At 48.3% G+C, this 24,241-nt stretch carries 28 protein-coding genes; 9 read left to right on the top strand and 19 right to left on the bottom strand.

The features are described from left to right. The 5 genes from BR62_RS0110115 to BR62_RS0110095 all read right to left on the bottom strand — a co-directional run bounded on the left by BR62_RS0110115 (position 1) and on the right by BR62_RS0110095 (position 3,394). A complete protein-coding gene (locus BR62_RS0110115) occupies positions 1 to 981 on the bottom strand; it encodes a glycosyltransferase family 2 protein (protein WP_003155484.1) in 981 nt (326 codons plus the stop codon). Positions 982 to 1,191: 210 nt separating this feature from the next. After that, positions 1,192 to 2,052, bottom strand: a complete 861-nt coding sequence (locus tag BR62_RS0110110; RefSeq protein ID WP_032870726.1) for an alpha/beta fold hydrolase — start codon at positions 2,050 to 2,052, stop codon at positions 1,192 to 1,194. Next, complete coding sequence (locus BR62_RS0110105; RefSeq protein ID WP_007408558.1) at positions 2,045 to 2,380, bottom strand: SdpI family protein; 336 nt, start codon at positions 2,378 to 2,380, stop codon at positions 2,045 to 2,047. Before BR62_RS0110105 ends, BR62_RS0110110 begins: the two co-directional genes overlap by 8 nt. Positions 2,381 to 2,465: 85 nt before the next feature. After that, positions 2,466 to 2,993 carry an SH3 domain-containing protein gene (locus BR62_RS0110100; protein ID WP_007408557.1) on the bottom strand — a complete coding sequence of 176 codons (528 nt, stop codon included), beginning with the start codon at positions 2,991 to 2,993 and terminating at the stop codon, positions 2,466 to 2,468. A 131-nt stretch (positions 2,994 to 3,124) separates the two neighbouring features. Next, positions 3,125 to 3,394 (bottom strand): YfhJ family protein, encoded by a 270-nt coding sequence (locus tag BR62_RS0110095; protein WP_003155492.1) that lies wholly within the window; start codon positions 3,392 to 3,394, stop codon positions 3,125 to 3,127. A 123-nt stretch (positions 3,395 to 3,517) separates the two neighbouring features. On the opposite strand from BR62_RS0110095, the gene BR62_RS0110090 reads away from it, so the two are divergent. The 3 genes from BR62_RS0110090 to BR62_RS0110080 all read left to right on the top strand — a co-directional run bounded on the left by BR62_RS0110090 (position 3,518) and on the right by BR62_RS0110080 (position 5,078). Beyond that, entirely contained in the window at positions 3,518 to 3,670 is a 153-nt protein-coding gene (locus BR62_RS0110090; RefSeq protein WP_003155495.1) for a small, acid-soluble spore protein K, read from the top strand. A gap of 144 nt (positions 3,671 to 3,814) precedes the next feature. Continuing rightward, positions 3,815 to 4,726 carry a trypsin-like serine peptidase gene (locus tag BR62_RS0110085; RefSeq protein WP_007408556.1) on the top strand — a complete coding sequence of 304 codons (912 nt, stop codon included), beginning with the start codon at positions 3,815 to 3,817 and terminating at the stop codon, positions 4,724 to 4,726. Then, a complete protein-coding gene (locus BR62_RS0110080) occupies positions 4,689 to 5,078 on the top strand; it encodes a DUF2606 family protein (RefSeq protein ID WP_007408555.1) in 390 nt (129 codons plus the stop codon). Before BR62_RS0110085 ends, BR62_RS0110080 begins: the two co-directional genes overlap by 38 nt. A 39-nt stretch (positions 5,079 to 5,117) precedes the next feature. Here the strand turns inward: BR62_RS0110080 and BR62_RS0110075 are convergent, their stop codons facing one another. From BR62_RS0110075 to recX, 3 genes are all read right to left on the bottom strand, one after another. Then, the gene (locus tag BR62_RS0110075; RefSeq protein ID WP_076982912.1) at positions 5,118 to 6,311 is read right to left on the bottom strand and encodes an MFS transporter; all 1,194 of its coding nucleotides are present in this window, start codon (positions 6,309 to 6,311) and stop codon (positions 5,118 to 5,120) included. A 144-nt stretch (positions 6,312 to 6,455) separates the two neighbouring features. After that, complete coding sequence (locus BR62_RS0110070) at positions 6,456 to 6,770, bottom strand: YfhH family protein (RefSeq protein WP_007408553.1); 315 nt, start codon at positions 6,768 to 6,770, stop codon at positions 6,456 to 6,458. 6 nt (positions 6,771 to 6,776) lie between these two features. After that, positions 6,777 to 7,568 (bottom strand): recombination regulator RecX, encoded by a 792-nt coding sequence (gene recX, locus BR62_RS0110065; RefSeq protein WP_015239427.1) that lies wholly within the window; start codon positions 7,566 to 7,568, stop codon positions 6,777 to 6,779. Positions 7,569 to 7,659: 91 nt separating this feature from the next. Between recX and BR62_RS0110060 the strand changes: the two genes are divergently transcribed. The 3 genes from BR62_RS0110060 (at position 7,660) to BR62_RS0110055 (ending at position 8,989) form a co-directional block, all read left to right on the top strand. Next, positions 7,660 to 8,559 (top strand): TIGR01777 family oxidoreductase, encoded by a 900-nt coding sequence (locus BR62_RS0110060; protein WP_020955524.1) that lies wholly within the window; start codon positions 7,660 to 7,662, stop codon positions 8,557 to 8,559. A 57-nt stretch (positions 8,560 to 8,616) separates the two neighbouring features. Then, positions 8,617 to 8,727 carry a YfhE family protein gene (locus BR62_RS19195; RefSeq protein ID WP_003155504.1) on the top strand — a complete coding sequence of 37 codons (111 nt, stop codon included), beginning with the start codon at positions 8,617 to 8,619 and terminating at the stop codon, positions 8,725 to 8,727. A 70-nt stretch (positions 8,728 to 8,797) separates the two neighbouring features. Continuing rightward, on the top strand, positions 8,798 to 8,989 hold the full coding sequence (locus BR62_RS0110055; protein WP_003155508.1) for a YfhD family protein: 192 nt from the start codon (positions 8,798 to 8,800) through the stop codon (positions 8,987 to 8,989). A 38-nt stretch (positions 8,990 to 9,027) separates the two neighbouring features. Here the strand turns inward: BR62_RS0110055 and BR62_RS0110050 are convergent, their stop codons facing one another. The 3 genes from BR62_RS0110050 to mprF form a co-directional block, all read right to left on the bottom strand. Continuing rightward, on the bottom strand, positions 9,028 to 9,612 hold the full coding sequence (locus BR62_RS0110050) for a nitroreductase family protein (protein WP_007408549.1): 585 nt from the start codon (positions 9,610 to 9,612) through the stop codon (positions 9,028 to 9,030). A gap of 76 nt (positions 9,613 to 9,688) precedes the next feature. Then, positions 9,689 to 10,573 (bottom strand): PhzF family phenazine biosynthesis isomerase, encoded by an 885-nt coding sequence (locus tag BR62_RS0110045; protein ID WP_007408548.1) that lies wholly within the window; start codon positions 10,571 to 10,573, stop codon positions 9,689 to 9,691. Between the two features lie 94 nt (positions 10,574 to 10,667). Further along, entirely contained in the window at positions 10,668 to 13,238 is a 2,571-nt protein-coding gene (mprF, locus tag BR62_RS0110040) for a bifunctional lysylphosphatidylglycerol flippase/synthetase MprF (RefSeq protein ID WP_032870722.1), read from the bottom strand. 168 nt (positions 13,239 to 13,406) lie between these two features. On the opposite strand from mprF, the gene BR62_RS0110035 reads away from it, so the two are divergent. Together BR62_RS0110035 and BR62_RS0110030 are read left to right on the top strand one after the other, a co-directional pair. Next, on the top strand, positions 13,407 to 13,889 hold the full coding sequence (locus tag BR62_RS0110035; protein WP_007408546.1) for a MarR family transcriptional regulator: 483 nt from the start codon (positions 13,407 to 13,409) through the stop codon (positions 13,887 to 13,889). A gap of 108 nt (positions 13,890 to 13,997) precedes the next feature. Next, complete coding sequence (locus BR62_RS0110030; protein ID WP_032870720.1) at positions 13,998 to 15,590, top strand: MFS transporter; 1,593 nt, start codon at positions 13,998 to 14,000, stop codon at positions 15,588 to 15,590. On the opposite strand, the gene bstA is transcribed toward BR62_RS0110030, so the two are convergent. The 5 genes from bstA to BR62_RS0110005 form a co-directional block, all read right to left on the bottom strand. Then, positions 15,550 to 16,092 carry a bacillithiol transferase BstA gene (gene bstA, locus BR62_RS0110025; protein ID WP_032870717.1) on the bottom strand — a complete coding sequence of 181 codons (543 nt, stop codon included), beginning with the start codon at positions 16,090 to 16,092 and terminating at the stop codon, positions 15,550 to 15,552. The two genes, BR62_RS0110030 and bstA, sit on opposite strands and share 41 nt — an antisense overlap. 25 nt (positions 16,093 to 16,117) lie before the next feature. Then, positions 16,118 to 16,390: a ribonuclease inhibitor Barstar gene (locus BR62_RS0110020; RefSeq protein WP_007408543.1), complete on the bottom strand. Its 273-nt coding sequence runs from the start codon at positions 16,388 to 16,390 to the stop codon at positions 16,118 to 16,120. 22 nt (positions 16,391 to 16,412) lie between these two features. Beyond that, positions 16,413 to 18,824, bottom strand: a complete 2,412-nt coding sequence (locus BR62_RS0110015; protein WP_032870715.1) for a PEP/pyruvate-binding domain-containing protein — start codon at positions 18,822 to 18,824, stop codon at positions 16,413 to 16,415. A 230-nt stretch (positions 18,825 to 19,054) separates the two neighbouring features. Further along, complete coding sequence (locus BR62_RS0110010) at positions 19,055 to 20,143, bottom strand: acyltransferase family protein (protein ID WP_020955519.1); 1,089 nt, start codon at positions 20,141 to 20,143, stop codon at positions 19,055 to 19,057. Continuing rightward, the gene (locus BR62_RS0110005; RefSeq protein WP_007408540.1) at positions 20,134 to 20,736 is read right to left on the bottom strand and encodes an NAD(P)H-dependent oxidoreductase; all 603 of its coding nucleotides are present in this window, start codon (positions 20,734 to 20,736) and stop codon (positions 20,134 to 20,136) included. Before BR62_RS0110005 ends, BR62_RS0110010 begins: the two co-directional genes overlap by 10 nt. A gap of 231 nt (positions 20,737 to 20,967) precedes the next feature. Here BR62_RS0110005 and BR62_RS0110000 point away from each other — a divergent pair, with 231 nt between their 5' ends. Then, positions 20,968 to 21,519 carry a PadR family transcriptional regulator gene (locus tag BR62_RS0110000; RefSeq protein ID WP_032870713.1) on the top strand — a complete coding sequence of 184 codons (552 nt, stop codon included), beginning with the start codon at positions 20,968 to 20,970 and terminating at the stop codon, positions 21,517 to 21,519. A 37-nt stretch (positions 21,520 to 21,556) separates the two neighbouring features. Here BR62_RS0110000 and cyoE read toward each other — a convergent pair whose 3' ends face one another. The 3 genes from cyoE to BR62_RS0109985 all read right to left on the bottom strand — a co-directional run bounded on the left by cyoE (position 21,557) and on the right by BR62_RS0109985 (position 24,148). Continuing rightward, positions 21,557 to 22,504 (bottom strand): heme o synthase, encoded by a 948-nt coding sequence (gene cyoE / locus BR62_RS0109995; protein WP_032870711.1) that lies wholly within the window; start codon positions 22,502 to 22,504, stop codon positions 21,557 to 21,559. A 365-nt stretch (positions 22,505 to 22,869) separates the two neighbouring features. Continuing rightward, a complete protein-coding gene (locus BR62_RS0109990) occupies positions 22,870 to 23,727 on the bottom strand; it encodes a catechol 2,3-dioxygenase (RefSeq protein ID WP_032870709.1) in 858 nt (285 codons plus the stop codon). A 16-nt stretch (positions 23,728 to 23,743) separates the two neighbouring features. Next, positions 23,744 to 24,148 (bottom strand): DoxX family protein, encoded by a 405-nt coding sequence (locus BR62_RS0109985; protein ID WP_032870707.1) that lies wholly within the window; start codon positions 24,146 to 24,148, stop codon positions 23,744 to 23,746. Between the last annotated feature and the right edge of the window lie 93 nt (positions 24,149 to 24,241).

The following is a 24,241-nucleotide window of genomic DNA, read 5'->3' as shown; positions in this document are numbered from 1 at the left end:
TTAATGGTTCCACTTGCGCTTTTTTGTATAATTCGTTTCATTTTGTTCTCCGTATGTTATATTCGCTTCTTTAATTAAATAGTGCGGGCGTTTTTTTGTTTCATAGTAAATCCGGCCGATGTATTCTCCGATGATGCCGAGACTCAAAAGCTGGATGCCCCCTAAAAACAGCACGGCGGAAATAATGGTGAAGTATCCGGGTACGGACACGCCGTGTGTCAGAATATGAACAAAGGTCGTTACAATATAAACCATCGACAGAAGCAATATCAGAATACCGGTGAAAAAGCAAACCCTCAGGGGCTTGTTGTTGAAGGAGACGACACCGTCCATTCCGTAGTTGAACAGATTGCTGAATGACCATTTGGACGTGCCGTTCTTCCTTTCGACATTTTCATAAAACACGATTTTCTGGTCAAACCCGATCCAGCAGAACAGCCCTTTCGAGAAACGGTTCCCTTCACTCAGCTTCAAAAGGGCATCAACAGCCTGCCGGCTCAGCAGGCGGAAATCTCCGACCCCGTCACGCAGGTCCACTTCGACGGCTTTGTTGATAAATTTATAATACAGGGAAGAAAGCACGGAACGCACGGGGCTGTCCCCTTTTCGGTTGCGTTGCGCGATGACTTGGTCATACCCTTCTTCATAGCCTTGAATGAAGTCTTTCAGCAGATGGGTCGGATGCTGCAGATCGGCGTCCATCACGATTACCGCTTCGCCCTGCACGTGTTCAAATCCTGCCAAAATGGCCGCTTCTTTCCCGAAGTTGCGGGAAAAAGATATGTATTTGACGCGATGGTTTCTGGCGGCCAGTTCTTTAATCTGCTGAAGGGTGTCATCCGCGCTTCCGTCATTGATGTAGAAAATTTCATAGTCATAATGAATCGTCTGAAACTCTTTTTTTAAAGATTCATGGATGAGCTTGACGTTGTTCCCTTCATTGTAAGACGGAATAATAATTGAGATTAACCTTTGTTTCATGAAGGCACCTTCTTTGTATTATTCTTTTTTTAGGACGGCCTTAAAGGAATTGTCCGCAAAACTTCAGTAAGGCTTTTCCTTTTTTTAATGACGTTTAAACCCTTTTTTTGTTACAGGGAAAGAAAATTTTTTCTGCATATGATTTATATTTTGTCATGTTTTTCGGCAGATATGAGAAAAAAAAGAAAAAGTCTGTACGCGGGACAGACTTTATTGCTGAAGGTATTCATGAATCAAATGGCTGACAATGCGCGGTTTTTCGTGAATGACCCAATGTGAGGCATCATCTATGAAGATTAAGTCGCCGTTTGGAATCATCCGTTTTGTTTCCTTGGCGAGCTTTTTGCTCAGCGCTCGGTCATTGACGCCCCATATTAATCGGTACGGAACGGGCATTTTAAGCGGAACGGCAGGGCCTAAACCGCCGGCTCTGATCGCCCGGTACCAGTTCAGCATCGCCGTGAGCGCTCCTTTTCTGCCCCAAGCTTCTTTGTAGCTGTCGACATCTTCCCGTGAAAAAAGCGCCGGGCGTTCAGATAAGCCGATCGCGTGATCCAATACGCGGTAATCGTCTTCAGACAATCTCCGTTCCGGCTTTTCCGGAAGCTGAAAGAACGCGATATAAGAGCTTTTCTTCCACTGCGGCGGGTAGAACGGTGTGACCTTCCGCATAACCGCCGGGTGCGGGATATTGACCGTGATCAATTTTTCAACGTATTGCGGCCGCGTGGATGCCAAATGCCAGGCCACGGCTCCTCCCCAATCGTGGCCGATGACGACGGCTTTGTCATCTGTAAAATGAGTGATCAGCCCGATAATGTCGTCTCTGAGCGTATCAATGGTATAGTTTTCAATGCCCTCCGGTTTGTCACTGAGATTATAGCCGCGCTGATCAGGCACGACAACATGGTATCCGGCATCCGCCAGCGGTTTGATCTGGCTCTTCCAGCCGTACCAGAATTCCGGAAACCCGTGCAGCAGCACCGCCAAAGGACCGTCTTTCGGACCGGTTGAAGCCGTGTGCAGCGTCACTCCGTTTGTTTCGATCATGTGAAACGTAATGTCATTCATCGATTCTCCTCCCCGTTTGTTTCAATCTTCTTTCTGTTAAGACGATGATCAGTACGCTGATCGCAATCAATAATACGGCCTGAACGATCAGGGCGAACGGCTGAGTCAGCCGGATAAGCAGGCTGCCCGCAAATCCAGCTGCCGCCGATATAAGGCCGAACAAAATCATGAGAAGCGCACTGAATCGATTGCCTTCTTTCCACTGCGACTCATCCGCCATAGAGCGCTTCGTCCGATATCCGTACAGGCTGTTGATCGACTTCGGCGGAAAAAATGTGACTAAAATGCCGGCCGCAGCCATCAGAAGGCCGCCGATCACCATTATCATATCCCTCACTCTCCTTTTCATCTTTTACGAAAGGAAAGGCGGAAGGTTTCAGAAAAAAAGCAGGCTCATTCGCCTGCCTGAATCTTTATTTTTGAGTTAAGTCGGCCGTTTTCACATAACCTGCTTTCCCGCCGTATGTGACGTACGCCCATTTACGGTCAAACCCTCCGTCATGGCTGAACCCCCAGCCGAGCACATTGACGGTTTCACCCGCTTTAACGGACCCTTTTTTGCCGGTTTCCAAAGTCGGCGTATAAAAAGCGGTTTGTTTCGCCGTCACCGCCTTCACCGGCTGCTTCATCAGAAAATGTGTGGAGATATAGGCTTTGTGCCCTTTGTAGTCAATCTCAGCCCAATCTGCTCCTTGAAGCCGTTTAACCTTTACGGAATCCTCTGAACGAAGCGTGCCGATAATCGACCCTTGTTTATTTGGTTCTTTGCGGACGTTAAGTTCTCCTGCTTTCACGATATATGTATCTGCTGCGGTGTCTATTTTTGTCTGCTGAACTGCTGCGGCATTCGCTGCCGGATCAAAAAAAACGGTGCCTGCGGCTAAAAATAAGCAAAGTCCTGCGGCCGGAATAAATGCGGTTAACCCCTTTTTCATGTTCATTGTGGTTCCTCCCCGCTATTTTATAAGTTATTACACATTTCCACATTCCGCGGGCCGTCAAACATGATTTTTCTATTTCTTTTATAAAAAGAAAAAACCGCCGGACGGTATCCGGCGGGCGAACTGCTATGTTAATGCAGGAGACCCCTGCTTTGATCCAAATAATGAGAAACGTCTTCCCGTACGCTCTGGAACATATGGAGCTTGCTGCCGTATGATTCGATCCATTCCTTGACCACGCGTTCCGTCATTTGCTCTCCTTGATACGGGCGGCCGGCTTTTGCGTAAGTCGCTTCGAAATCTCCCCATAAAAGCTCAACCCAAGTTCGCGCTTGCAAATAGCTGAGCATGTCATTTTTCTCAAGCAGCAAATTCGTCAGTTTGTCGATATATGTATTCATGTCTCTGTCTCCTTTCCTTGGGAAAACCTGCTGCTTTTACGCAGCTTGTCACAGGCATATACTAACTTTACGTCTTCAGTCCAGAAGGCGCAACCTTTTGATATTGGCCGAGGGGGAAAACAAATGGTCCGGAACAAGGCAAAAGGATTTCCTAATCAGAACAATAATAAGTTTGAAGGCGAACCGCGGGCAAAGGATGACTACGCTTCTAAACGGGCGGACGGTTCAATTAATTCGCACCCGCAAGAGCGCATGAGAGCTTCAGGCAGACGATAACACACACCGTAAGAGACCGGGAATGACCCGGTCTTTTTTTTGCGGAAAAAAACATCCTTTTGCGGTCATAACGCTAAATAAATTCCATAATATGTTAAATGTTAAAACGAAAACCGGTAGACAAAAAAGGAGGGGTTTTATAAAATGAAGACAGTTTCACAACGATTGCTGAGCCTTACCGCATTCTTACTGTCAGTTTCATTATTTGCTGTTTCAGCTGAAGCAGCGGGCAGCCCGCAGACATCTGTATCAAACAGCGGTGAGGAGTTTGACGCAAATCAGAATCAGCCTGTACAAACAACACAGACATCCCCCGCTTATGAAGGAACGGGCCTCACCAAAAGACAGCTTGCACAAAACAGCAAAGCTGACATCAAGTCATTAAAGCCTTCCAGTATTATTGGGACAGACGAACGAATCAGAATTTCTCCTACAACATCATTTCCATATCGAGCGACAGCACAGCTGACCGTTACATACAGCGGCAGCACAAGCACCTACGGATGCACCGGTTTTTTTGTCAATGCCGACACGATCGTTACGGCGGGACATTGCGTGTATGACCAGAAAAACGGCTGGGCATCTAAAATTACGGCAGCTCCGGGCCGCAACGGATCATCGTACCCGTACGGCTCTTATTCAGGCAAGACATTCTACAGTGTCAAAGGGTGGACAGAAAACGGTGACACAAACTACGACTACGGGGCAATCAAAGTAAACGGGTCGCCCGGGAATACTGTCGGCTGGTACGGCTACCGGACGACCAACAGTTCCAGTCCGGCCGGGCTTTCCTCAACCGTGACAGGATATCCGTGCGACAAAGTGTCCGGTTCCATGTGGTCGGACAGCAAGCCGATTCGTTCTGCCGAGACATATAAACTCACTTATACGACAGATACGTACGGCTGCCAGAGCGGATCGCCCGTTTACCGCAATTACAGCGACACCGGCCAGACCGCCATTGCGATTCATACAAACGGCGGGTCGTCTTACAATCTGGGAACAAGGGTGACAAACAGTGTATTCGACAACATTCAATATTGGTCAAATCAATAAAGCTTTTGTTTTCTTTCTCGCGGCGGCCGTTTTATGCGGATGCGGCAAAGCGAATGATTCCGCCGCCAAAAAAGCATTGCCCGTTACGCTCCATGTTGAGGATGCAGACGGTTCACCGGCGGCCGGTGTGACGGTCACCGTGATGAAAGCGGCGGAGTCAGATCATCAGCCGAATATAGACCGCGGAGAGATAATAGGCAAGACTGATCACCACGGCGAGATTGCATGGAAAAGCGGCGCGAAAGGAACCTATGCCGTCGTTTTTGAAAAAGACGGAGTACCGGAAACCCGGAATATGTCCTTAGCTGAGAGTGATAAACATACGGTGATCAGCATTACATTGAAGCACTGAAAAAAGCTTGCAGGCGGAATATCCCCTGCAAGCTTTTTGTTACCCTTTATGCACTTGGTAATCATAAACATCTTTCTTCTCAGACAGATGAGCGAACGTGGAAAGCACAAGGCCGAGAGCCGTCATCAGCGCACCGCCGGCAAACAGCCATGAGTAAGATCCCGTTCCCCCGAGAATCAATCCGCCGATCCAGGCGCCGAGCGCGTTTGCCAGGTTAAAGGCGGAAACGCTCACCGCAGCGGCGATTGTCGTGCCGTTTTCAGAGGAAGAAATAACCTTGGTCTGCAAAAGCGGCGGCGTGCCGAACGCACATGCGCCGAATAAAAATGTCGCTGAAACCGCGGCGGCTGGAAAAACGGCGATATAAGGAAAAATCGCCAAGACGCCGATCAAGCCGATCATCACACCGATCATCGTGCGTGTCAGCAGTTTGAGCGGCACTTTCCCCGCGAAGAAATTCCCCGCCACTCCGCCGAGACCGTAGGCAAATAATGCGCCTGTGATGCCGACTGTGCCGAACCCCGCTGAATCTCTTAAAATCGGCTCAATAAACGTGTAAGCGATAAATACGCCTGAGTAGCCGAGAATGGTGATCGCAAAGGAAAAAATCACTTGCTTATGCTTAAAGACACTCCATTCATTCATCAGCATCGGAATCACTTTCGGTTTCCGGTTCGGTACGACCAGCATCAGTCCGATCAGCCCGATCATGCCTAAAACGGAAATAATGAAAAAGACGGCCCGCCAGTTAAGGGCATCTCCTAAATAAGAGCCGAACGGGACACCGAGCATCAGCGCCACGGTTAATCCGCCGTTCATGGAAGCCGCGGCGGCGGAACGTTTTTCAGGCGGCACCATTTCACTCGCAAACACCATGGCGATCGCAAAAAAAGCTCCGTGGATGGATGCGGATAAAATTCTGGAAATCGCCAGCACGGCGAAGTTTGGCGCAAAGACGCTCATCAGGTTGGCAAGGACGAAGATGCCCATTAACCCTAGCAACACCGGCTTTCTTGGCAGCTTAACCGCGATAATGGTTACGATCGGGCCCGTCAGGCAGACGCTCGCCGCGTACGCCGTAACAAGCATGCCCGCTGAAGATACATGTATATGAAAGTCATCGGCAATCGACGTCAGAATACCCATGACAGCATATTCCGTATACCCGATGGAAAATGTGCAAATCATTAAAACAAAAATCATTAATTTCACAGATGGCTGTTTCATTTTGATATTCAACGCAAATCGCCTCCTTTTTATTTAAAAAACAACGAATTCCATCTTAAAAGATATCAAAAATGAATTCAATCATTTTTTACTGAAAGTATGAAACGAATGTGCCCGAAAAGAAAAAGAGGCCGGAACCGGCCTCTTTTGTTATTTTTTTTCTTTTAAAACGGAAATCGGCAGTGCTTCTTCCCCGTCAGACGGGGAAGATCTGTGTCCCCAGGCGAATACGCCGTTGATGTAATCAATGCGGAAAGTGTCATCAGAACCTTCTATCTGATACACCCCGCCGGGCCGAAAGTCTTCCGGGTTCAGCATGTAAGCTTTGGCCATCGTAATTTTCCGTTCAAGCACGGCCAGTTCATTTACAATGCCCATCTGTTCCGCTTTTCGCGCTTTTTCCGTCAGTCCCGCAATTTCTGTCTGTAGTTCATGAGGCGTCATTTGACTGTATCGTTTGTCCATTTCAGTTTACTCCTCTTCCTGCAAGAATTGATCAATATCGTCAATCGAGAATCCTTTTCTGAATAAGTACTGTTTGACCTTCATTCCGCTTTCATAACTGCCGTCATAGCGGTATTTCCTGATCGCTTTTTCCGCATGAGCCTTCAGAGCTTCCATCTCGGCTTCATCATCATTTTCATACTCCGTCTGTTCCAGAGCGGCATTGATGACGTCGAAAGGGAAACCTTTTCGCTGAAGCTGCATCTGCGCCCGCTGTCTGATCTCTTTTGTGGACAGCTTTTTGTCTTTTTTCAGGATTTTGCCGATATGTTTCAGCGCTTCTTGTATTTGCTCATCAAATGTAAACGCACTGAGCGTCTCCTTGATGGTATCGTCGTCTATTCCTTTCGCTTTCAGCTCGCGGAACAGGACGTCAGGGCCTTTGCCGTTTGTTTTTTTGTGGGTGCTCGCATAGGCTTCGGCAAATTCTTTGTCATTTAAGTAGCTGTAATCGTACAGTTTATGGATGACTTCAGAAATGACCATGTCCGGTGTTTCTTTTTTCTTCAGATGATCCCGGACTTCTTTTTCAGAGCGCATCCGGTATGATAAAAATTCTACGGCGCGGTTAAAGGCTTTTTTCACGTCATCGCCGTACTGGATTTCAAGAATGTCAAGCTCGTCCAGTTCTTTCCCTTTTTTCAGGTCAAAACGCACAAGCACGTCGGCGTCGACGCTGAATGCATATTTCTCATCAAGAAAGATGTTGAAGCGCTCGGTATTTTTCTTTTGGGTCGATATTTTTGTAATAAACGGCATCCCGGTCTCCTTTCCCGCCCCGATGTTCAGGCGTTTTTCTTTTTGGCAAATGAGGTACAGTATATGTATCAACGTGTAAGGAGAGATGGATATGAATATCGCGATGACAGGCGGCACTGGTTTTCTGGGCCGGCATCTGACAGGTGTGTTTACCCGCCGGGGACATCATGTCTATATTTTATCAAGAAAACAGAGAGAAACCGAACAAAAAAATGTGACATATGTTCAATGGCTGGCCGAAAACGCGGCGCCTGAGCGCGAGCTTCCCCCTATTGATGTATGGGTGAACCTCGCCGGCAAATCCATCTTTGACCGCTGGACGGACACAACGAAGGAACAAATCATCTCAAGCAGAATAGAAGCGACGAGAGAAGTCAGACGGATTATAAAGCAGCAGCCGAAAAAACCCCGGGCTTTGATTCAGGCCAGCGCCGTCGGCATTTACGGCACAAGCACAGAAAAAACGTTCACCGAACAGTCAGATACGTCAAATGAAGATTTTCTCAGTCATACGGCTCATATGTGGGAACGTGAAGGCCAGAAAATTGAAGCGCTCGGCATCCGGACGGTATATGCCAGATTCGGGGTGATGCTCGGTGAAAAAGGCGCCCTGCCGCTCATGGTTCTCCCTTATAAGCTGTTAGCCGGCGGCACCATCGGCTCTGGACGGCAGTGGCTGTCATGGGTTCATGTGGACGACGCCGCGGAACTTATCGCTTATGCGGCGGAGCATGATGACTTGTCCGGTCCCATGAATGTGACATCGCCGAACCCCGTGGAAATGAAGCAATTCGGAAAAACGATCGCAAGCGTCCTGCACCGCCCCCATTGGATTCCCGTACCGGAACTTTTTCTGGAGAAGGCCTTGGGAGAAATGAGCCTGCTGATCGTAAAAGGCCAGCGCGCCCTGCCTAAGCAGGCGCTGACATCCGGTTTTCAATTTACGTATGAAGAACTTGATTCCGCTTTAAAGGATCTCTTATCTGCATAAAAACGGAAATAAAAGCCAATCCTATTGGTATTCTGTTTTGAAGGAGGGTCTTCTTTTATGGAAAAGAAGCGCGAAAAACATCAGCAGGGAGCCAATCTGAAAAAAATGCAGGAAGTCCTTTATTCCGGTGAATTCAAAAAAGCGGAAAGAGCAGCCAAACGGAAATAAACTGAATAAAGATCGGGACCGGGCAGATACTATGTTTGTTTGATATCACTTTTTTCAGGGGGCGATTGATATGGGCAGAAATCATACTCACAAAAACCGTGATAAAAACAAACAAAAACTTCCTCAAGTTCCGGATGCTTTGAAACGCGAAACAGACGGCACATATGAGGAATATTCAAGCGAGCTTGCTGATTCCGCTGACCGTGAAGCGCAGGCGCGGATGAAAGCCGCTGACAACAGAGCTAAAAGCAAAACCCGCTAATACGAAATCCCCGCCTCTGTATAGAGACGGGGATTTTTTTACAGTTCGGTAAACAGGCTTTTTGCCGGCGTCCGTTCTTTCGCCTTAGGCTGTTCATCCGGATAGCCCGTTTGAATGATGGCGGCAAAGCGCTCATTGTCAGCAAGGCCGAAGTCTTGGTGCACCTGTTTGTCATACATAATGCGGCCGCTTTTCCAGACCATGCCGATGCCGTTTTCATGTGCGAGAAGCTGAAGGTTTTGAATCATGCCGCTCAGCGCCGCAAAATCATCGTTTCTCGTAAATTCATTTTCATCTTCTTTTAAGACGACCAGCAAAAATCCCGGAACGGCGCTGAGATTTTTTCTCATGTTCCGCTCTTTTTCCTCGTTGAAATCATCTTTTATCTTTTTGAAAAATGAGACGTAGCTGTCCGCAAGCTTTGCTTTTCCCGCTTCGCTTGCTGCGTAGATAAAACGCCATGGCTCCGTCAGTCTGTGGTTCGGTGCGTAAACGGCCGTTTCAAGCATATCTAATATGACTTCAGAAGGTACGGTTTCCGGTTTAAACGACCGGATGGATCTTCTGTTTCTGATTGTATGTGCAAGACTTTCGTTTTGCTGTAATTGTTCGGTTTTCGGCATGCCGATTCACCTTCCTATCCAAATGAAAATGATTATCATTTATAATATAACGGATACGACCGGCATTTGTAAACCGTTACGGAAGCTGAAAATTGATTGTTTCGGCATACACGGCCGTTCCCGTCATCTTGATGTTCATCTCTCCGTTTTCCTCCGCGATCCTGATTTCCACTTTTCCGTCTTTCCCGATTTCCTGGCCTTGTTCAATCGTAAGGCATTCGGCTTCGGAGCCTCCGTATTGCCGCATATAGGCTGCCATGACGCCTGAAGCGGTTCCCGTGACGGGATCTTCGGTCGTTCCGGAGAAAGGGGAAGAAAAATGGCGTCCGTGCAGATCACTTTCCGGATGAACGGTTTCCAGAGAAAACGGATGAACGCTCGCTTTCGGAAGATCGCGCAAAATAGCGGGAAATTGTGCGTTGTCCGGCACCATATTCCGTGATGCTTTAAGTGATCTCAGCGGAACAATCAGTGTCCAGATCCCCGTTGATCCGTAAACAATCGGCAGCCCGCTGTGAAAATCCTCAGCCGTAATCCCGAGCGAGGCGGCAAGCTTTTCTTTGTCGCCCGTAAACGGCAGAAATTGCGGGGGAGCCTGTTCGAGTGTGATGTATACCCGGCCGTTTCGTTCAGCGGCTTTTGCGGGAAGAATGCCGGCTTTTGTTTCAATTTGATATGTCTGATCAGCCTGAAGCCTTCCCTTTTCAATTAATGCGTAAAGAGAGGCGACGGTAGCATGTCCGCATAAATTCATTTCGTGGCCGGGTGTAAAATAGCGGATGCGCAGATCGGCTTCTCCGCTTTTACAGAGAAATGAGGTTTCATTGTACCCTGCCATTTCGGCGATCATCTGCATCTCTTCATCTGAATAATCATCTCCGTTAAAGACGATTCCCGCGGGATTTCCCAAATCAGGAATATTGGAAAACGCTTCATATTTAAACACGGTTGCCTGTTTCATTCATCAGCCTTCCTTTCACCTTATGATCATGTTATTCAGTATAACAGAGTGAAATTAGAATTTTTAGTTAATTCTTCGAAAAAAAAGACGCCTTTTAACGGCGTCTTTTTTTGGTTTTTCCGATCAGGCGGGTGACGAGGATCATCGTGACGGACAGCGATCTGTTTTTGCGGTACGCCAAGTATTTCCCGCGCCACTCCGGTTTGTATTTTTCTTTAAAGGCCCGCAGCCCGCTGAAGCTGTACATATACCGGACGTTGTTGAAGATGACGGCCGCGATTCTTTCCGACCAGAAAGATGTAAAAGCCGTTCCTACGTTTGACAAAGGCGCCATGCCCATATTGAAGGTAGTATAGCCTTTTTCCTGCGCCCAGAGAAACAGACGGATAAAAAGCGCGTCCATAATACCGTTCGGCGCGCTTTTCCGATAACGCATCAAGTCGACGGATATCTCGCCTTCCTGATACATCGGCATCAGGTTGGCAAAAGCGATGATCTCCCCTTCCGCGTCTTTCACGTAAGCAATCGGCGCCTGTTCCAAATAATCCCGGTCGAAGAAACCGAGAGAAAAACCTTTCTCTTTTTTCGGTCCGAGCCATTCGTCCGAAATGTCTTTCAGCTTGGCGATAAACTCGGAGGAAAACGGCGGTTCCCCGACATGAAATGTGTAGCCTTCGCGGTCAAATTTGTTGTTAATCGCCCGCAGCCCCGCTTTTTTCTTACCTGAGAGCGTAAAGGCCTCCATATCCACGAACGCTTCTTCTCCAAGCTTGAAGAAGTTATAGCCGAAGTCATGATACAGCGCCAGATCTTCACGTTCGATCTGATAAAACATGACACTCAGCCCCTGCTTATGCGCTTCATTCAGAAATTCTTCAATCACAAGCGGAAAAGAGTCTCTCTGTCCTGACGGATCACCGAGCACGACAAGCCTTCTGGAAATCTGGCTGAACAATAAAAGCGCTTTGCCGTCGCTTGAAAAATAAAACCGCTTATCCCCGAGAAAGCCGAGATGGCTGAGTGCGTTTCCGCCTTCTTCCGCCAAAAAGGACTTCAGTCGTTCAGGATCGGCCTTTTCTCCGATCGGCTTCGATCTTTTATGATAAAAGAACGTAAACAAAAGGAAAAACAGCGGCACAACAATAATGGCCGTCATCGTGGCATATGTAATGTGCGAATTGTTATGGACGAAATAATCGTGGCGCAGCAGCCGATTCATTTTATCCCAAATAAAGCCGGCAATGAGATTGTAGTTAAACAAGGCGATAATAAACAGAGCGGCCGCAAAAATCATCTGGCCGAGCGTATACGAAGCCTGCTCTCTGATAAACTGCCGCTTTAACAGCACAAGCAATACGATGACGACAGGCAGAATAAAGATCGCGCTGATGTTCAATCCTTTTAAGAAACTGAACACAAAACCGCCGACCAACGCGGCAACCGCCATTGAATAAGAACGTTTCGTCCGTTTGTATAATTCAATCGGCAAGATTAAAAGAATCAAAGCCGCGCTTAACGATAACGCGTTAAACGCAAGGAGCGCCGGGCGCGGAATATGCGGGATGACCGTCTCCCTGTCAATCGGCAGGGCGACGGACGCCAGCACGACCACTCCCGCCATGAAAACCAAAAGCGACAGCGAACCGTAAAGCACCCTGATTAAGATAGCGCGCTGGAATACGAGAAGCACGTTCGTCGTTTCCACGGCGGGCGCCATCTTCGGATTTGATTCCAGCCGTTTAAGCGTATTTTCCGTTAAATCGCCAGCCGCAAAGAACAGCCCGAACACAAACGGAATAAATGAATACACAATCCGGTAGATGACGATGGATGTCACAACCGCCTCCTGCGGAAAGCCCATATTCTGCATGCCGAGCAGAAACAGAAGGTCAAACGAACCGAATCCTCCCGGCACAAGACTGATGATTCCCCCGATAGCGGCAATGGCAAATACACCGAATACATGGCGGACATCCGCGTGAATTCCCATGACATACAAGGAATAATACATGACGACAGCCGCCGCAAACCATTCAGCAAACGATGCCCCGATGTAAGAAAAAACCGGATGCCTCGGTTTTGCTTCACCGTCTTCTGCGCCAGCTTTTTTATTGTTGATCCCAGCGGCGATTAAGGCTGCCGGCACAATAAGCGCCACTCCGGCGATAACAGCCCACAGCCACGGCTTCTCACCTGTAATCTCTCCGACCGGCAGAACGCGGGCAATGGTCAACATACTGAAAACGGACAGCCCGAGCAGCGCTGAGGACGTAAGCCAGGCGATGCCTGCGACGAGGCGTTTTACGTCATTCGTATGTTCTTTGTATAGCATCGTCCGCAGCCCGACACCCGCCAGACCGCCGAATCCAAGGACATTGTTAAAGGAATTGGCGATAAAGGAGACCCTGAATACTTTCCAATTCGGAATGTTGAGGCGAAGCGTCCGTTTCAGCACAAAGTCATAAAAGGACATTGCGCTGACGGCAAGAAGGCCGAGCAGAACGAGAATAAATAAATCGTAACGCTCAATCCCGTTAATAATGTACAGCGTTCGTTTAAAAGAAAGGTCTGTCAATTCCTTTTTGGACTGATAAATGACTAAAAGCAAAACTGCAATAGGAAATAATACTTTTAATATCGATAAGGCATTCTTTTTAGTCAGCAATGTTCTCTCCAATCATCATAAAATAGCTTATTTATTATAATTCCCCCAATAATCTCCAACATATTATACACTACCACCTCACATTCAAACAAAACTCGTCTGCAACTTTCTTTCTCTGATTAAAATCAGTAATATGGTATGCAGGAGTATAAATGAGGAAGTGAGACGATGGATTATAATCTGCATGATACAACAGTATTAAGCGGCGATATTTTTTCTCCTGAGGAACGGGATATTTGGGTGCTGTACATGAAAGTGATGACATCGGCGGGGCTCGGCGATGTGTCGGAGTGGATGAAGCTTGATATGAGCATGCCGCAAATGAAGGTGCTGATGCTTCTGAACAACCACGGGACGCTTAAGGTGAGTGACATAGCGGAGAAAATGGGCGCTTCCCTTTCAAATACGACGGGGCTGCTTGACCGTTTAGAAAAATCATGTTTCATTACACGCGCTCCGTCAGAAGAAGACCGCCGTTCAGTCGTCGTTCAATTAACGGAAAACGCGAAAGATATTTTCCGCAGCCTTTATCAAAAAGGACATGTAAAATTGAAGCGTTCATTGGAAACACTGACCGCTGAAGAAAAACAAACGGTCAATCAAGGGCTTTCCATTTTGGCAAGAGCGCTTGATTCTTCCAAACAGGGATAGAGATGAAAAAGGTCTGCCGGTATCGGCGGCCTTTTTTTGTTTGACATTTAATTCACTTGAAGTGAATAATATATTCGAAGTGAATTAAAAACAGGAGGATTGATCAGTATGCCGGAGCCATTGCAAACAGTAAAAAACCAGAGCCGGGCCATCACTCTCTTTACGATCGGTGTGTTCATGGCGGCGCTGGACAACGGAATTATTTCCGCTGCTCTGACGACGATTAACAGCTCTTTTGATGTTTCTCCTTCATGGGGATCGTGGGGAGTGACCCTTTACACATTGGGACTCAGTGTCAGTGTGCCGATTGTCGGCAAGCTGTCGGACCGATACGGGCGGAAAAAGCTGTTTATGATTGAAGTCGGGCTGTTCGGACTCGGCTCTTTGCTTGTCGCACTCAGTCAGAGCTTCCCGATGTTTTTGGCGGCACGGCTCATTCAGGCGCTTGGCGGCGGCGGAATTTTTATTATCGGGAGTTCGCATGTGCTGGCCGTGCTTCCGAAGGAGAAACAAGGGAAAGCTCTCGGGCTTTTAGGGGCGATGAACGGTATGGCGGCCGTCCTCGGACCGAATATCGGGAGCTTTTTGCTTGATGTAACCGGATCGTGGCATTGGCTGTTCTTGATTAACCTGCCGATTGCCGCCGCTTTGGTTGTGTGCGGCGGTTTGTTTATCGCTGAAACGAAAGAGCCTGAGGCGAAACGGCTTGACCTCGCCGGCACAATGCTGCTGTCTCTTGCGATCTTATCTTGCATGATCGGTATCACGAATCTCGATGGGGCGAAGCTGTCAGAAAGCATAATGGACGTAAAGGTATACGGGTATCTTTTGGGAGCTGCACTTCTCTTTCTGGTGCTGCTTAAGGTCGAAAAGCGGGTTGAAAACCGAGGGGGCGATCCGATTCTCGCCTACTCGCTGCTGCAAAATAAAGTGTTTCAATGGACGCTCGTCATCGGATTTTTATCGGGAGGGCTGCTCGCTGCGGTCATTTTTATTCCTTCTTATGCGGAGCAATATTTGCACGTATCGGCGGAGAAAGCGGGTTATTGGATGACGCCGCTCGCTTTGGCGTCAGGCATCGGAGCGTGGCTCGGCGGGGCGATCACGGATAAAAAAGGGCCGGTCTTTTCCGCGGTTGTATCAGGCGCCATCGCATTTGCAGGCTTCAGCCTGTTTCCGTTATGGGTGACGGATAAATGGGAATTTGTTACATCTAGTGTCATTGCGGGGATCGGTTTCGGATTTCTGCTCGGGGCTCCGCTGAATGTGCTTGTATCAGAAACGGCGGGCCAAAACAAAGGAACAGCGCTCGGCACGCTGTCACTCGTAAGGCAGGTCGGGCTGACGCTCGCTCCGGCTTTATATGCCGGCTTCATTACAGCGGGCTTTGACCGGATCGGAGATGACATCAAAAACCGTTTAGCGAAAAGCGGCATTCCCGCTGATCAGGCGCAAACGCCGGATATCGGCGGCGGACTTTCTTCGTGGCAGGAGCAAGTGAGCCGAATCCCCGTTCCCGCTGTCAAAAAAGCGGTTTCTGATGCGATTGAAGCGGGCATTGCCAGCGGCTACCACCATCTTTATACGGCAGCCGCCGTCATTTCATTATGCACGATTGTATCTGCGGCTGTTTTGGCGTTTTTCCGAAAGCCGGCACCCTCTAAGACAGATGCCAGCCCATCCTCCGGGAAAGCTCAGTAATATGGGCGATGTGATGTTCAGAGTGCCAGACATATAGTCCGAGCGCTTGTTCCAGCGTAATCGTCTCTTTAGATACAGGATGGAAGTATGTCCGTTTGAATTGGGCTTCCGTCATGGAGCGCAAAAGAGCGGCCCATCTTCTGTGCAGGATCGTTAACAGCTCAAGCGCATCCCCGCAAGCGGCGGTTTTGGAATCATGAAGAGCGGCCCAGCCTTTTTCATCATAAGGACGGATTTCCGGTTCATTCTCCGTTAAGCTCAATTTAAACCGGGTATAGCCGTTCATGTGGCTGTCCGCCAGATGGTGAACCACTTGGCGGACAGTCCATCCCCCTTCGCGGTACTGCGTATCAAGCTGACTGTCCGACATCGCTCTGACAGCTTGTTTCAGTTTGGCCGGAGCGTGTTCGAGCGTATTGATCCATTCTTGTTTCTGTCCGGCCGAAATCGATTCAGCCGGCTGATACTCTCCAATCGGATAGCTGAGGATTTGTTTTTCCATTTTTGTCTCTCTCCCGTTGATCGTATTATGAAAGTATGATGGTGATGTCGCAGCCTTCCGCTTTCGCTTCACGAAAGACCTGAAGCACACTCTCGGCGCCATTTTCTGTAAGCTGCTTGCTTTGTTCAAACTGTCTCCATTCTAAAACGAGGGGGTATTCCACCCAGCCGGTCAGACAATCCCATAAAGCGTCAAGGTTTTCACCGTAGTATTCAGGAAGAGCAAGTTCCTTTTTCAATGTCTGGTGCAGGTCGCTCATACTTCTGATTTGCTCCCCATTAATAACTGCTTTATTCATGCGCGGCTCCTTTCTCATGATTTTATTCTATCAGTTTACCATTTTCCTCTTCAGAAGTAACCGGAGTCTGCCGCGGTTCCAGCTGGACGATGCCTTGCCCGCCGTCAACGGCCACCCTGTCCCCCGTTTTCAGTTTTGACGTTGCATTTCCGCACCCGACAACGGCAGGAATTCCCAGTTCCCGGGCAACGATCGCCGCGTGGGACAAAGGGGCGCCGACGTCCGTTATGATAGCAGCCGCTCTTGGAAAAAGCGGGGTCCAGCCTACATTGGTTGTCGACGTCACTAAAATTTCCCCCGCCGCAAAAGAATCCCCGTCTTCCGGAGCATCAAGGACACGGACAATGCCCTCCACTCTCCCGGCCGCTCCCGCGAAACCTTTTAAAGTATGCGCATCATCAGTTTGCGCAGGCATAAAAGCATCGTAATAATCCGCTCTTCTGTCAGGATTTTCAGCCCATTTAAACGGATTGAATCTTCCGTTAATAACGGATGGGAACGGCGGCAGTTTTTTATAGGTTTCATAGTTTTGCTTTCTCGCTTGAATCGACGCAACCGCCGGCTCTTTCCCCGCGAGCAGATCGGTTATTTCATGCAGATACAAGAAGAAAATATCGTCCTTCATGCCGGTCATTTCCGCCGCTCTGAGCGCGAATGCTCTGGCTGTCCGGTACACCCTGACAAATTCGGATCTGGTTGTTTCTCTCATATTCGCGTATTCTGACGCTTTTTCCATTTTGGCTTTGAGCCATTTGACCTTATGAGGAAACTTTTCTTCAAATCTTCGGAAGGCCTGTTCATGCGCCCGCTGCTGTTTCAAAAGCAGTTGTTCGGCATCAATACCCGACTCCTTGTGTTCTTTGATCTGCTTCGTCAGCCAATCCCGGTTTTCTCCCGGATGCGGTATGGAAAGTTCGTATTCATGCGGGCCTCGGTGGCCTTGGTTCCTGAGATATTCTTCCTCGCTCATACGGCCTTTCATGACTTGATCAATGCCGATAATCGGCTCCAGGCTGGCCAGTCCGCCTTTTCCCCTCAGATTGGACAGCAGGAGATTCGCATCTTCTATCCCTGCGAGTTTTGTTAATTGAGAGGTTAACGACGAAGAGGATTGCGCAGAATCACGCCCGCCGGATATTAACGCAAACCACGCGTTGCATAAATACGGATAGATCTCATTGTTCCATATCGCTAATAATGCCCGCTCCGTTTCGGCCCGTTTCAGCTTTTCCTCAATATTCCGGCACCACTCCGGCGATTCGTCCAAGTAGGAGGACATGTTTTTTTTCGCGAGCTTCATTTTCGACAGATACGGTTTCAGTTTTTTCGAGATGATCTTCAAAAGTTCATACTTTGAGAACGGATATAAAGGAATCTTCATTTCCGCCGGGATTTCTCCCAATGTATCGCTCATCATTTTTCCTATTTTTCCGCCTTTCGGATTCAGACCGAAAGCGGCGAGAACGGAAAGAGGCTGGCTCATATTGTTATAGGCTCTTCCGCAAATATTGCCGGACCAGACATAATAGCCCGGAATGATGCCCGACTCTTCATCCAGATTCCGGAGGAGCGACCATGTCAGCGGCGTCATCACATCGGGAATCGCTTCTCCTATATTTGTGTTTGTCCATAAAAAATCCCCGCTGAAAGAATCATTCCATTCATAGGTTTCCAGATTTCCGGCTTGTAAGGTCGTAATCGGGCGGGATTGAAGAATATACAATGTCCCGCCCGCGGCGGCCCATTCAATATCCTGCGGCCCTCCAAGATCTTTTTCCAGCTTTTTCGCCAGTTTATAGAGCTTTGACGCATATTTGCGAAATTCCCCGGGGCCGTCATATTTTTTCTTGGGCCGTGCCAGTTTAAAAGAATAAGCATCGGCTTCCCCGGAAACGAGCTGCTCCCCGAGACCGTAGACGTAATTGCCTGTCATCTCCCGCCCGCTCCCCGTAATCGGATCTGCGGTAAACAGCACTCCGGATATCTCAGACGGTATCATCAGTTGGATGACGATTGCGATTTCATGCTCATCTTCCATTCCCTGAACGGCGCTGTACGCTTTTACCCTTTCTGACTGTGCCGATCGGCGGACTTCATCAATCGCCCTGGACATGTCTTGATCTGTTTTGACATTCAACACCGTATCGAATTCTCCGGCAAAGGAAGCCTGAGCGGAATCCTCGCTCAGCGCGGATGATCGTACGGCAAACAACGCAGATGCATGGCGGCTGCGGATGGAATTCACATATTGATCAACAGCCTCTCTCGCCTGATGGCGGAGCTGCCCGTCCTGAAAGGCTGACGGCAAAATCACAAACCCTTCAGGCACAGGATACCCGCTTTGATACATTTTAGAGAGAATGCTTCCTTTTCCTCCCGCAAAGGAATAAAGTTCGGCCGGAAGTTCTCCGAATGTTTTGACACAGTCATTCATAATGTCCCCGCTCCTTTTTAGTCGTTCATCCAAGCTCACAGTTTTTCTCTTTTTCACTTTTTTTGAAAGTATTTCCTATAAGTATACAATATATCGGTCTTCACAAGGGAGAAAATCGATGGCGTTATGTTGTCATAAATGCATCCGTCAAAACGGCCGCAGCGGGGGGTTTCGTTTGCAGGTTATGTCAACTTCCGTATCAAAAAGGCGGCCGAAACGCCGCCTTTTTTTCAGACTGTGCGGCCTTGATGCGCCGCCGTATTTCTTTTGGTCTGCTTCGGCTGATACACTTTCCCGACAAACAGGTATCCGTATCTGAAATGGTTGCACACCCAAGATAAGAAAATGGGACCGAGCGTGCAGATCAAAAATAAAAGAAGGATGGCAGCCGGCAAAGGCATTGATCGCAAATAGCCTTCCAGAAGATATCCGCTGATTAAAAAGTAGGAGTGCAGCAGATAGATTGAAAACGAATAGTTGCTGATCATCATCACAATCGCGGGCACTTTTTTGAGCTTTGAAAACAGATGAAAACACAGAAAGATCATACTGACCGCGTAAATCATAATATCCGGACGCTTAGAGGAAATGGAGCCGCCGCTGATATATGAAACGGCCACAATCAATATTGCCGATACGGCCGCACTGAAGTAAACCGCATAACGGTACTGATTGATGAGCGATAAAAAACGCGGATATTCCTTTCCGCAATAAAATGCCAGACAGAAATAAAACACCCAGCCCGGAAACGGAACCCAAAAGAACGGAAAAATAGAATCAAGCCCCGATGATGCCGGCGGATGAAAGATGGAAAAGTAAGCCAGATAGACGGCGTTGATGATAAACGAAACAGACAGCACCCACATGGGAGATGTGTTGTTCAGCCAGCGGTGCAGCAGCATATGGAGAATGTAAAATTGAAAGATCACAAGAATGAAGTAGCCGATGAAGTTTCCTAAAAACACATTCTCTAAAAATTTACCGATCACTGAAACGAAGCCGGCTCCTTCTTCCGCCACGCTTTTCATTAAAATGGCATCCACCGCGGCAATAAACAGAAACGGCACGAAAATGACTTTGCCCCTTTTCTTTAAAAAACCCGCGGGAACGCCTCCCGGGTATGACCTGGCAAGCAGAAATTCCGAAATAAAGATAAACGCCGGCGTGCTGAACATCAACAGGGTCCGAAAAGCATCAACCGTATGGGCGGCACTGGCTAAGGACTCTTCCTGAATCATCAGCACCATTGAAACTACGTGAAGCAGAACCACACTTAAACAGGACAGGCAGCGAATCACAAAAATTTCTTTTATCTGCATGCGGCCGCTCCTTTTTCACAAGCGCGCCGGACTTTAGCGTATGCTTGGCGCAGCCATTTTTCCCGCAGCTCGGGTGTGCTCGTTTTGACGACAGAAAAAAGGTTCCGCTCGGCTTTTTGAATGCCGCAAAATTGCAGAATGCCTTTTTTCAGCGTAATCCAGTCCGAGTTTTTCCGGAACCACTTTAAGTACCAGCCCGGGGAATCCGCCGTATAAAAGACCTGTGCCGTCTCTGCCCGGAGCAGTCCTTTTACGCGGCCGTTTTCATATGTGTAGGCTTCTCCGGCGACAAGCACTCTGTCAAAAAAGCCTTTCATAATCGCCGGAACGCCTCCCCACCACAGCGGGTAGATGAAAATGAGATGATCCGCTTCTTTCATCAGTTTCCGGTATTTCTTCGTTTCAGCGTCCCGGTTCATGTCAGAGCGCTTTTTTTCGCCGCCGTACTTCAGCACGGGATCAAATTGGTCGGCGTATAAGTCAATGACCGTATAGCTTTGGCCGCTATCCTTTAAAGCCATGACGACGTATTTTACGAGAGCCGCATTGAAACTGTTCTCATCCGGGTTTGCATACACAATCACCGTCTTCATATGTCCCTCCATTATTTCTTAATTTTTACAATGATTATATCATGTTGTCATATGAATGAGGCAAAGACATGAGAAAGGCTTTTTCCAGTTCTGCTGCCGTTTCGATAACCCCTTTCTGCATATTTTCGCTGATTTTGCCGCCGCAGATTCAATGACAAGCATCCGGCACTTCTGCGTTTTTGAGCGGCCGTATGGTATACTAGCTGTCAAATGAATGGCTTGGAGGACAACATGAGAATTTTAAAGTACGCGATTTTAGGGCTTTTGCGAAAAGGCGAATTGAGCGGATATGATATATCGAGCTATTTTAAGGAAGAGCTCGGCCAGTTTTGGAGCGCAAAGCACAGCCAGATTTATCCGGAATTAAAAAAACTGACGGCTGAGGGATTTATTACGTTTCGCACTGCGATTCAAGGAACAAAGCTTGAGAAAAAAATGTACACGCTGACTGACAGGGGAGAGCTGGAGCTTGCTGCCTGGCTGACGAAAAAAGACCCGATTCCGGAAACGGTGAAGGATGAATTTATGCTGAAGGCTTATTTCATCTCAGCTTTGACGCAGGAAGAAGCGGATGAGCTATTCACCGACCAGCTCGTAAAGCGGAAGGAGAAATTGTCCGATCTGGAAAACAGTTATCAAGAACTGATGACATCGTCCGCGGAGGCGGATTCTTTTTCTTCTCCTGATTTCGGCCATTATCTCGTGCTGACAAAAGCGCTTGAGCGGGAACGGAATTATATTTCCTGGCTTGAAGATATTTTGGCTCTCATCAAAAAAGCATAAACAAAACGGGGCGGCTCTGTATCTGCAAGCCGCCTGTTTACGTTCTGAGAACCGCATTGATAAACGAATCAGCCATTAAAATAAGAAAAAGCAGACTGAAATACACAATCGAATAAAAAAACATCCCCTTCGACCATTGCGTGTCATCCGCCGCCTGAAAGCCTTTGACGCTCCGGTACAGCCAGATGGCCCCGAGCAGGAGAGCGGACGCGGTATAAAACGGGCTGACGTCTATATAAAGAGGAACGAGCAGCGAAACCGCAGTCAGAACCGCAATATAGCGCAGCATTTTTATTTTTGTGGCGCGGTTGCCTTTTATGATCGGCAAAAGCGGAATGCCGGCTGCACGATACTCTTCCTTTCGCCTGATTCCGATCGCCCAGAAATGCGGCGGCTGCCACAAAAACATAATCGCGAATAACAAAATCGCGGGCATATCAATGTACCCGGCCAGCGCGCAATAACCGATTAAAGGCGGAGCCGCCCCGGGAAAGCTGCCGACAAATGTGCTCCAGACGGATTGTCTTTTAAACCAAAGCGTATAAACGACGGCATACAGCAAAAAGGCAAGCAGGCCAAGAACGGCGGTCAGTACATTAAGTGAAGCAAGCATGATGAATCCGCAGGCGCCGAGACATGTGCCGTACAGGATCATGACCGACGGCGGTATTTTTCCCGTGACGCTTGCGCGGGTGCGGGTTCGTGCCATCTTTGCGTCCATGCCGCGGTCAAAGAAGTTATTAAAAACAGTGCTTGATGCCATGACCAACGCCGTTCCGATCATGGCAACCGCCATGGCGGCAAATATACCGGGCCCTCCGCCCGTCCTTTCTGACTGAATCCATGCGATCCAAAATCCGCCCAATGCGGCGAGTGAATTTGAGATGATAATCCCCGGTTTGGCAAGAATGATAAAGTCCTTGATCGTCACCCGGTTTCCGTTATGCTTCATCGGCTGTTCCGTCTGTGCTGCATTTGAGTTCATTTGTTCAGGTTCTCCTTTTTCGGCTTATCATATCAGGAAGAATCAGGAAGCACAATTTATTTTGGACATTTTTCACACAATTGTAAATTGTATATGAAAAGCCGCATCTTGTGACCGGATGCGGCTTTTGCCTTTTTCTATTCAAATTCTGCCCATACAGCTTTTTCAATCCGGCGGATGCCCTGAGCTCGGGCCGGCGATGGCGGCTCCACGCGTCATTTTTGCGCCTCACTGAGATGTTCGCTCTCTTCAGTCACTCAAAAGCCGTGTGTATATTGCAAATCGACGTTCTTCTTTCCCGAGCCTTTTCAAGAAAACTTCAGAAAAATAAAAAACCTTGCCGGTTAGACGGCAAGGTTTGTTTCTTACAGTGTAAATGCGATATCCGCCCCTGATACAGGGTCTTTGACGAATACGCCCTCTTCTTTTTCTTCGATCTCAAAGCCGGCATCGGTCAGCGCTTTTGTCACACGTGACAGCTCTTTTTGATGCGGCAGCGCGATGGTGTAATAATCCAGCCCGCTTGCATTTCCCGGTTTCGGCGGCGCATGTTTTCCGGCCCATATATTCAGACCGATGTGATGGTGATACCCTCCCGCTGAAACAAACAGAGCGGACATGCCCGCGTAATTGCCGACAATATCAAAACCGAGAATATCGGTGTAAAACGCTTTGGCTTCCTGTAAGTCCGTCACATGAAGATGGATGTGGCCGATAACAGTTCCTTCTGGGAGACGGCTTTTCCGTTCAGCTCCGGCTTCTTCCAAAAGCCCGTCCACATCGACGGGCGCCGTTTGCATGACATAATTGCCCTCTGCATCCCGGCGCCACGTGCTGCGGGGACGATCGGCGTATATTTCAATACCGTTGCCGTCCGGATCAGACAGGTAAAGAGCCTCACTGACCGCGTGATCCCCCTGACCGAGCGCGATGCCGTTTTCAATCAGCCTGGCCAATGCGATGCCGAGTTCTTTCCGGTCAGGCAGAAGTATCGCGAAATGGTAAAGGCCGGTGACAGACCGCTCCGGCAGAACGACGGCGCTTGGATTTTCTTCAAGCACCAGCAGGACGCGTTTTCCGTCTGCTGACAGTCTTGCAGAACGATCTGTCTGCGAGATGACTTGAAGGCCGATGACATTCCGGTAAAAGCCGAGCGAGCGTTCCATATTTTTAATGGTCAATTTGACATAACCGATTGCCGTATCTTGATGAATGCCGGTCATTTGAACGCCTTCTTTCTTATGCTGAAAAAGTTTCTCCCTTTTTTGATTTGAAAAGGAGCTGATCCAATGAAAGCAGACGGCTTCCTGAAAGCGCTAAATGAATTGACGCAACCAGTAAGATGAAATCAAATTCCGATCCGCCCATAAATGGTGAGGAAAGCTTCGCCGTGAAGATGGCGCCGACTAATGTGACGGCAAACAGAACGCCGATAATGCGCGTTGCCAAACCGAAAAAGATCAGAACCCCGCCGACAAGCTCAATCGTCGCGATGACATAGACCATAAAGGCCGGAAGCCCGATGCTCTGGAAAAATTGCGCAGTTCCTTCCAACCCTTGAAACTTGGATAAACCGTGAACAAAAAAGATAATACCTGTTACAACCCTTAAAAGCAGTGTTCCTGTTTCGAATGATTTATTCATAAAATCCTCCTTGAAAATTATTATCACTTACTTTATGTAAGCTAGTATATATACATAACTTATTTACGTCAAGTAATTTTGTTACATTTAACG

This window comes from Bacillus sp. UNC69MF, from assembly GCF_000746035.1.
Taxonomy (GTDB): Bacteria; Bacillota; Bacilli; order Bacillales; family Bacillaceae; genus Bacillus; species Bacillus velezensis.
Note: the sequence above shows the minus strand (reverse complement) of the source record. Positions and strands in the feature narration are given on the sequence as shown.

Coding starts and splice junctions, on each gene's coding strand:
- BR62_RS19195 (WP_003155504.1), top strand. CDS start 8,617: ATGGAAAAGAAGCGCGAAAAACATCAGCAGGGAGCCAATCTGAAAAAA.
- BR62_RS0110055 (WP_003155508.1), top strand. CDS start 8,798: ATGGGCAGAAATCATACTCACAAAAACCGTGATAAAAACAAACAAAAA.
- BR62_RS0110005 (WP_007408540.1), bottom strand. CDS start 20,736: ATGAAGACGGTGATTGTGTATGCAAACCCGGATGAGAACAGTTTCAAT.
- BR62_RS0109990 (WP_032870709.1), bottom strand. CDS start 23,727: ATGACCGGCATTCATCAAGATACGGCAATCGGTTATGTCAAATTGACC.
- bstA (WP_032870717.1), bottom strand. CDS start 16,092: ATGGAAAAACAAATCCTCAGCTATCCGATTGGAGAGTATCAGCCGGCT.
- BR62_RS0110090 (WP_003155495.1), top strand. CDS start 3,518: ATGGTCCGGAACAAGGCAAAAGGATTTCCTAATCAGAACAATAATAAG.
- BR62_RS0110035 (WP_007408546.1), top strand. CDS start 13,407: ATGGATTATAATCTGCATGATACAACAGTATTAAGCGGCGATATTTTT.
- BR62_RS0110015 (WP_032870715.1), bottom strand. CDS start 18,824: ATGAATGACTGTGTCAAAACATTCGGAGAACTTCCGGCCGAACTTTAT.
- BR62_RS0110070 (WP_007408553.1), bottom strand. CDS start 6,770: ATGGACAAACGATACAGTCAAATGACGCCTCATGAACTACAGACAGAA.
- BR62_RS0110100 (WP_007408557.1), bottom strand. CDS start 2,993: ATGAACATGAAAAAGGGGTTAACCGCATTTATTCCGGCCGCAGGACTT.
- cyoE (WP_032870711.1), bottom strand. CDS start 22,504: ATGAACTCAAATGCAGCACAGACGGAACAGCCGATGAAGCATAACGGA.
- BR62_RS0110115 (WP_003155484.1), bottom strand. CDS start 981: ATGAAACAAAGGTTAATCTCAATTATTATTCCGTCTTACAATGAAGGG.
- BR62_RS0110050 (WP_007408549.1), bottom strand. CDS start 9,612: ATGCCGAAAACCGAACAATTACAGCAAAACGAAAGTCTTGCACATACA.
- BR62_RS0110095 (WP_003155492.1), bottom strand. CDS start 3,394: ATGAATACATATATCGACAAACTGACGAATTTGCTGCTTGAGAAAAAT.
- BR62_RS0110045 (WP_007408548.1), bottom strand. CDS start 10,573: ATGAAACAGGCAACCGTGTTTAAATATGAAGCGTTTTCCAATATTCCT.
- BR62_RS0110085 (WP_007408556.1), top strand. CDS start 3,815: ATGAAGACAGTTTCACAACGATTGCTGAGCCTTACCGCATTCTTACTG.
- BR62_RS0110030 (WP_032870720.1), top strand. CDS start 13,998: ATGCCGGAGCCATTGCAAACAGTAAAAAACCAGAGCCGGGCCATCACT.
- BR62_RS0110020 (WP_007408543.1), bottom strand. CDS start 16,390: ATGAATAAAGCAGTTATTAATGGGGAGCAAATCAGAAGTATGAGCGAC.
- BR62_RS0110000 (WP_032870713.1), top strand. CDS start 20,968: ATGAGAATTTTAAAGTACGCGATTTTAGGGCTTTTGCGAAAAGGCGAA.
- recX (WP_015239427.1), bottom strand. CDS start 7,568: ATGCCGTTTATTACAAAAATATCGACCCAAAAGAAAAATACCGAGCGC.
- BR62_RS0110010 (WP_020955519.1), bottom strand. CDS start 20,143: ATGCAGATAAAAGAAATTTTTGTGATTCGCTGCCTGTCCTGTTTAAGT.
- BR62_RS0109985 (WP_032870707.1), bottom strand. CDS start 24,148: ATGAATAAATCATTCGAAACAGGAACACTGCTTTTAAGGGTTGTAACA.
- BR62_RS0110110 (WP_032870726.1), bottom strand. CDS start 2,052: ATGAATGACATTACGTTTCACATGATCGAAACAAACGGAGTGACGCTG.
- BR62_RS0110105 (WP_007408558.1), bottom strand. CDS start 2,380: ATGATAATGGTGATCGGCGGCCTTCTGATGGCTGCGGCCGGCATTTTA.
- BR62_RS0110060 (WP_020955524.1), top strand. CDS start 7,660: ATGAATATCGCGATGACAGGCGGCACTGGTTTTCTGGGCCGGCATCTG.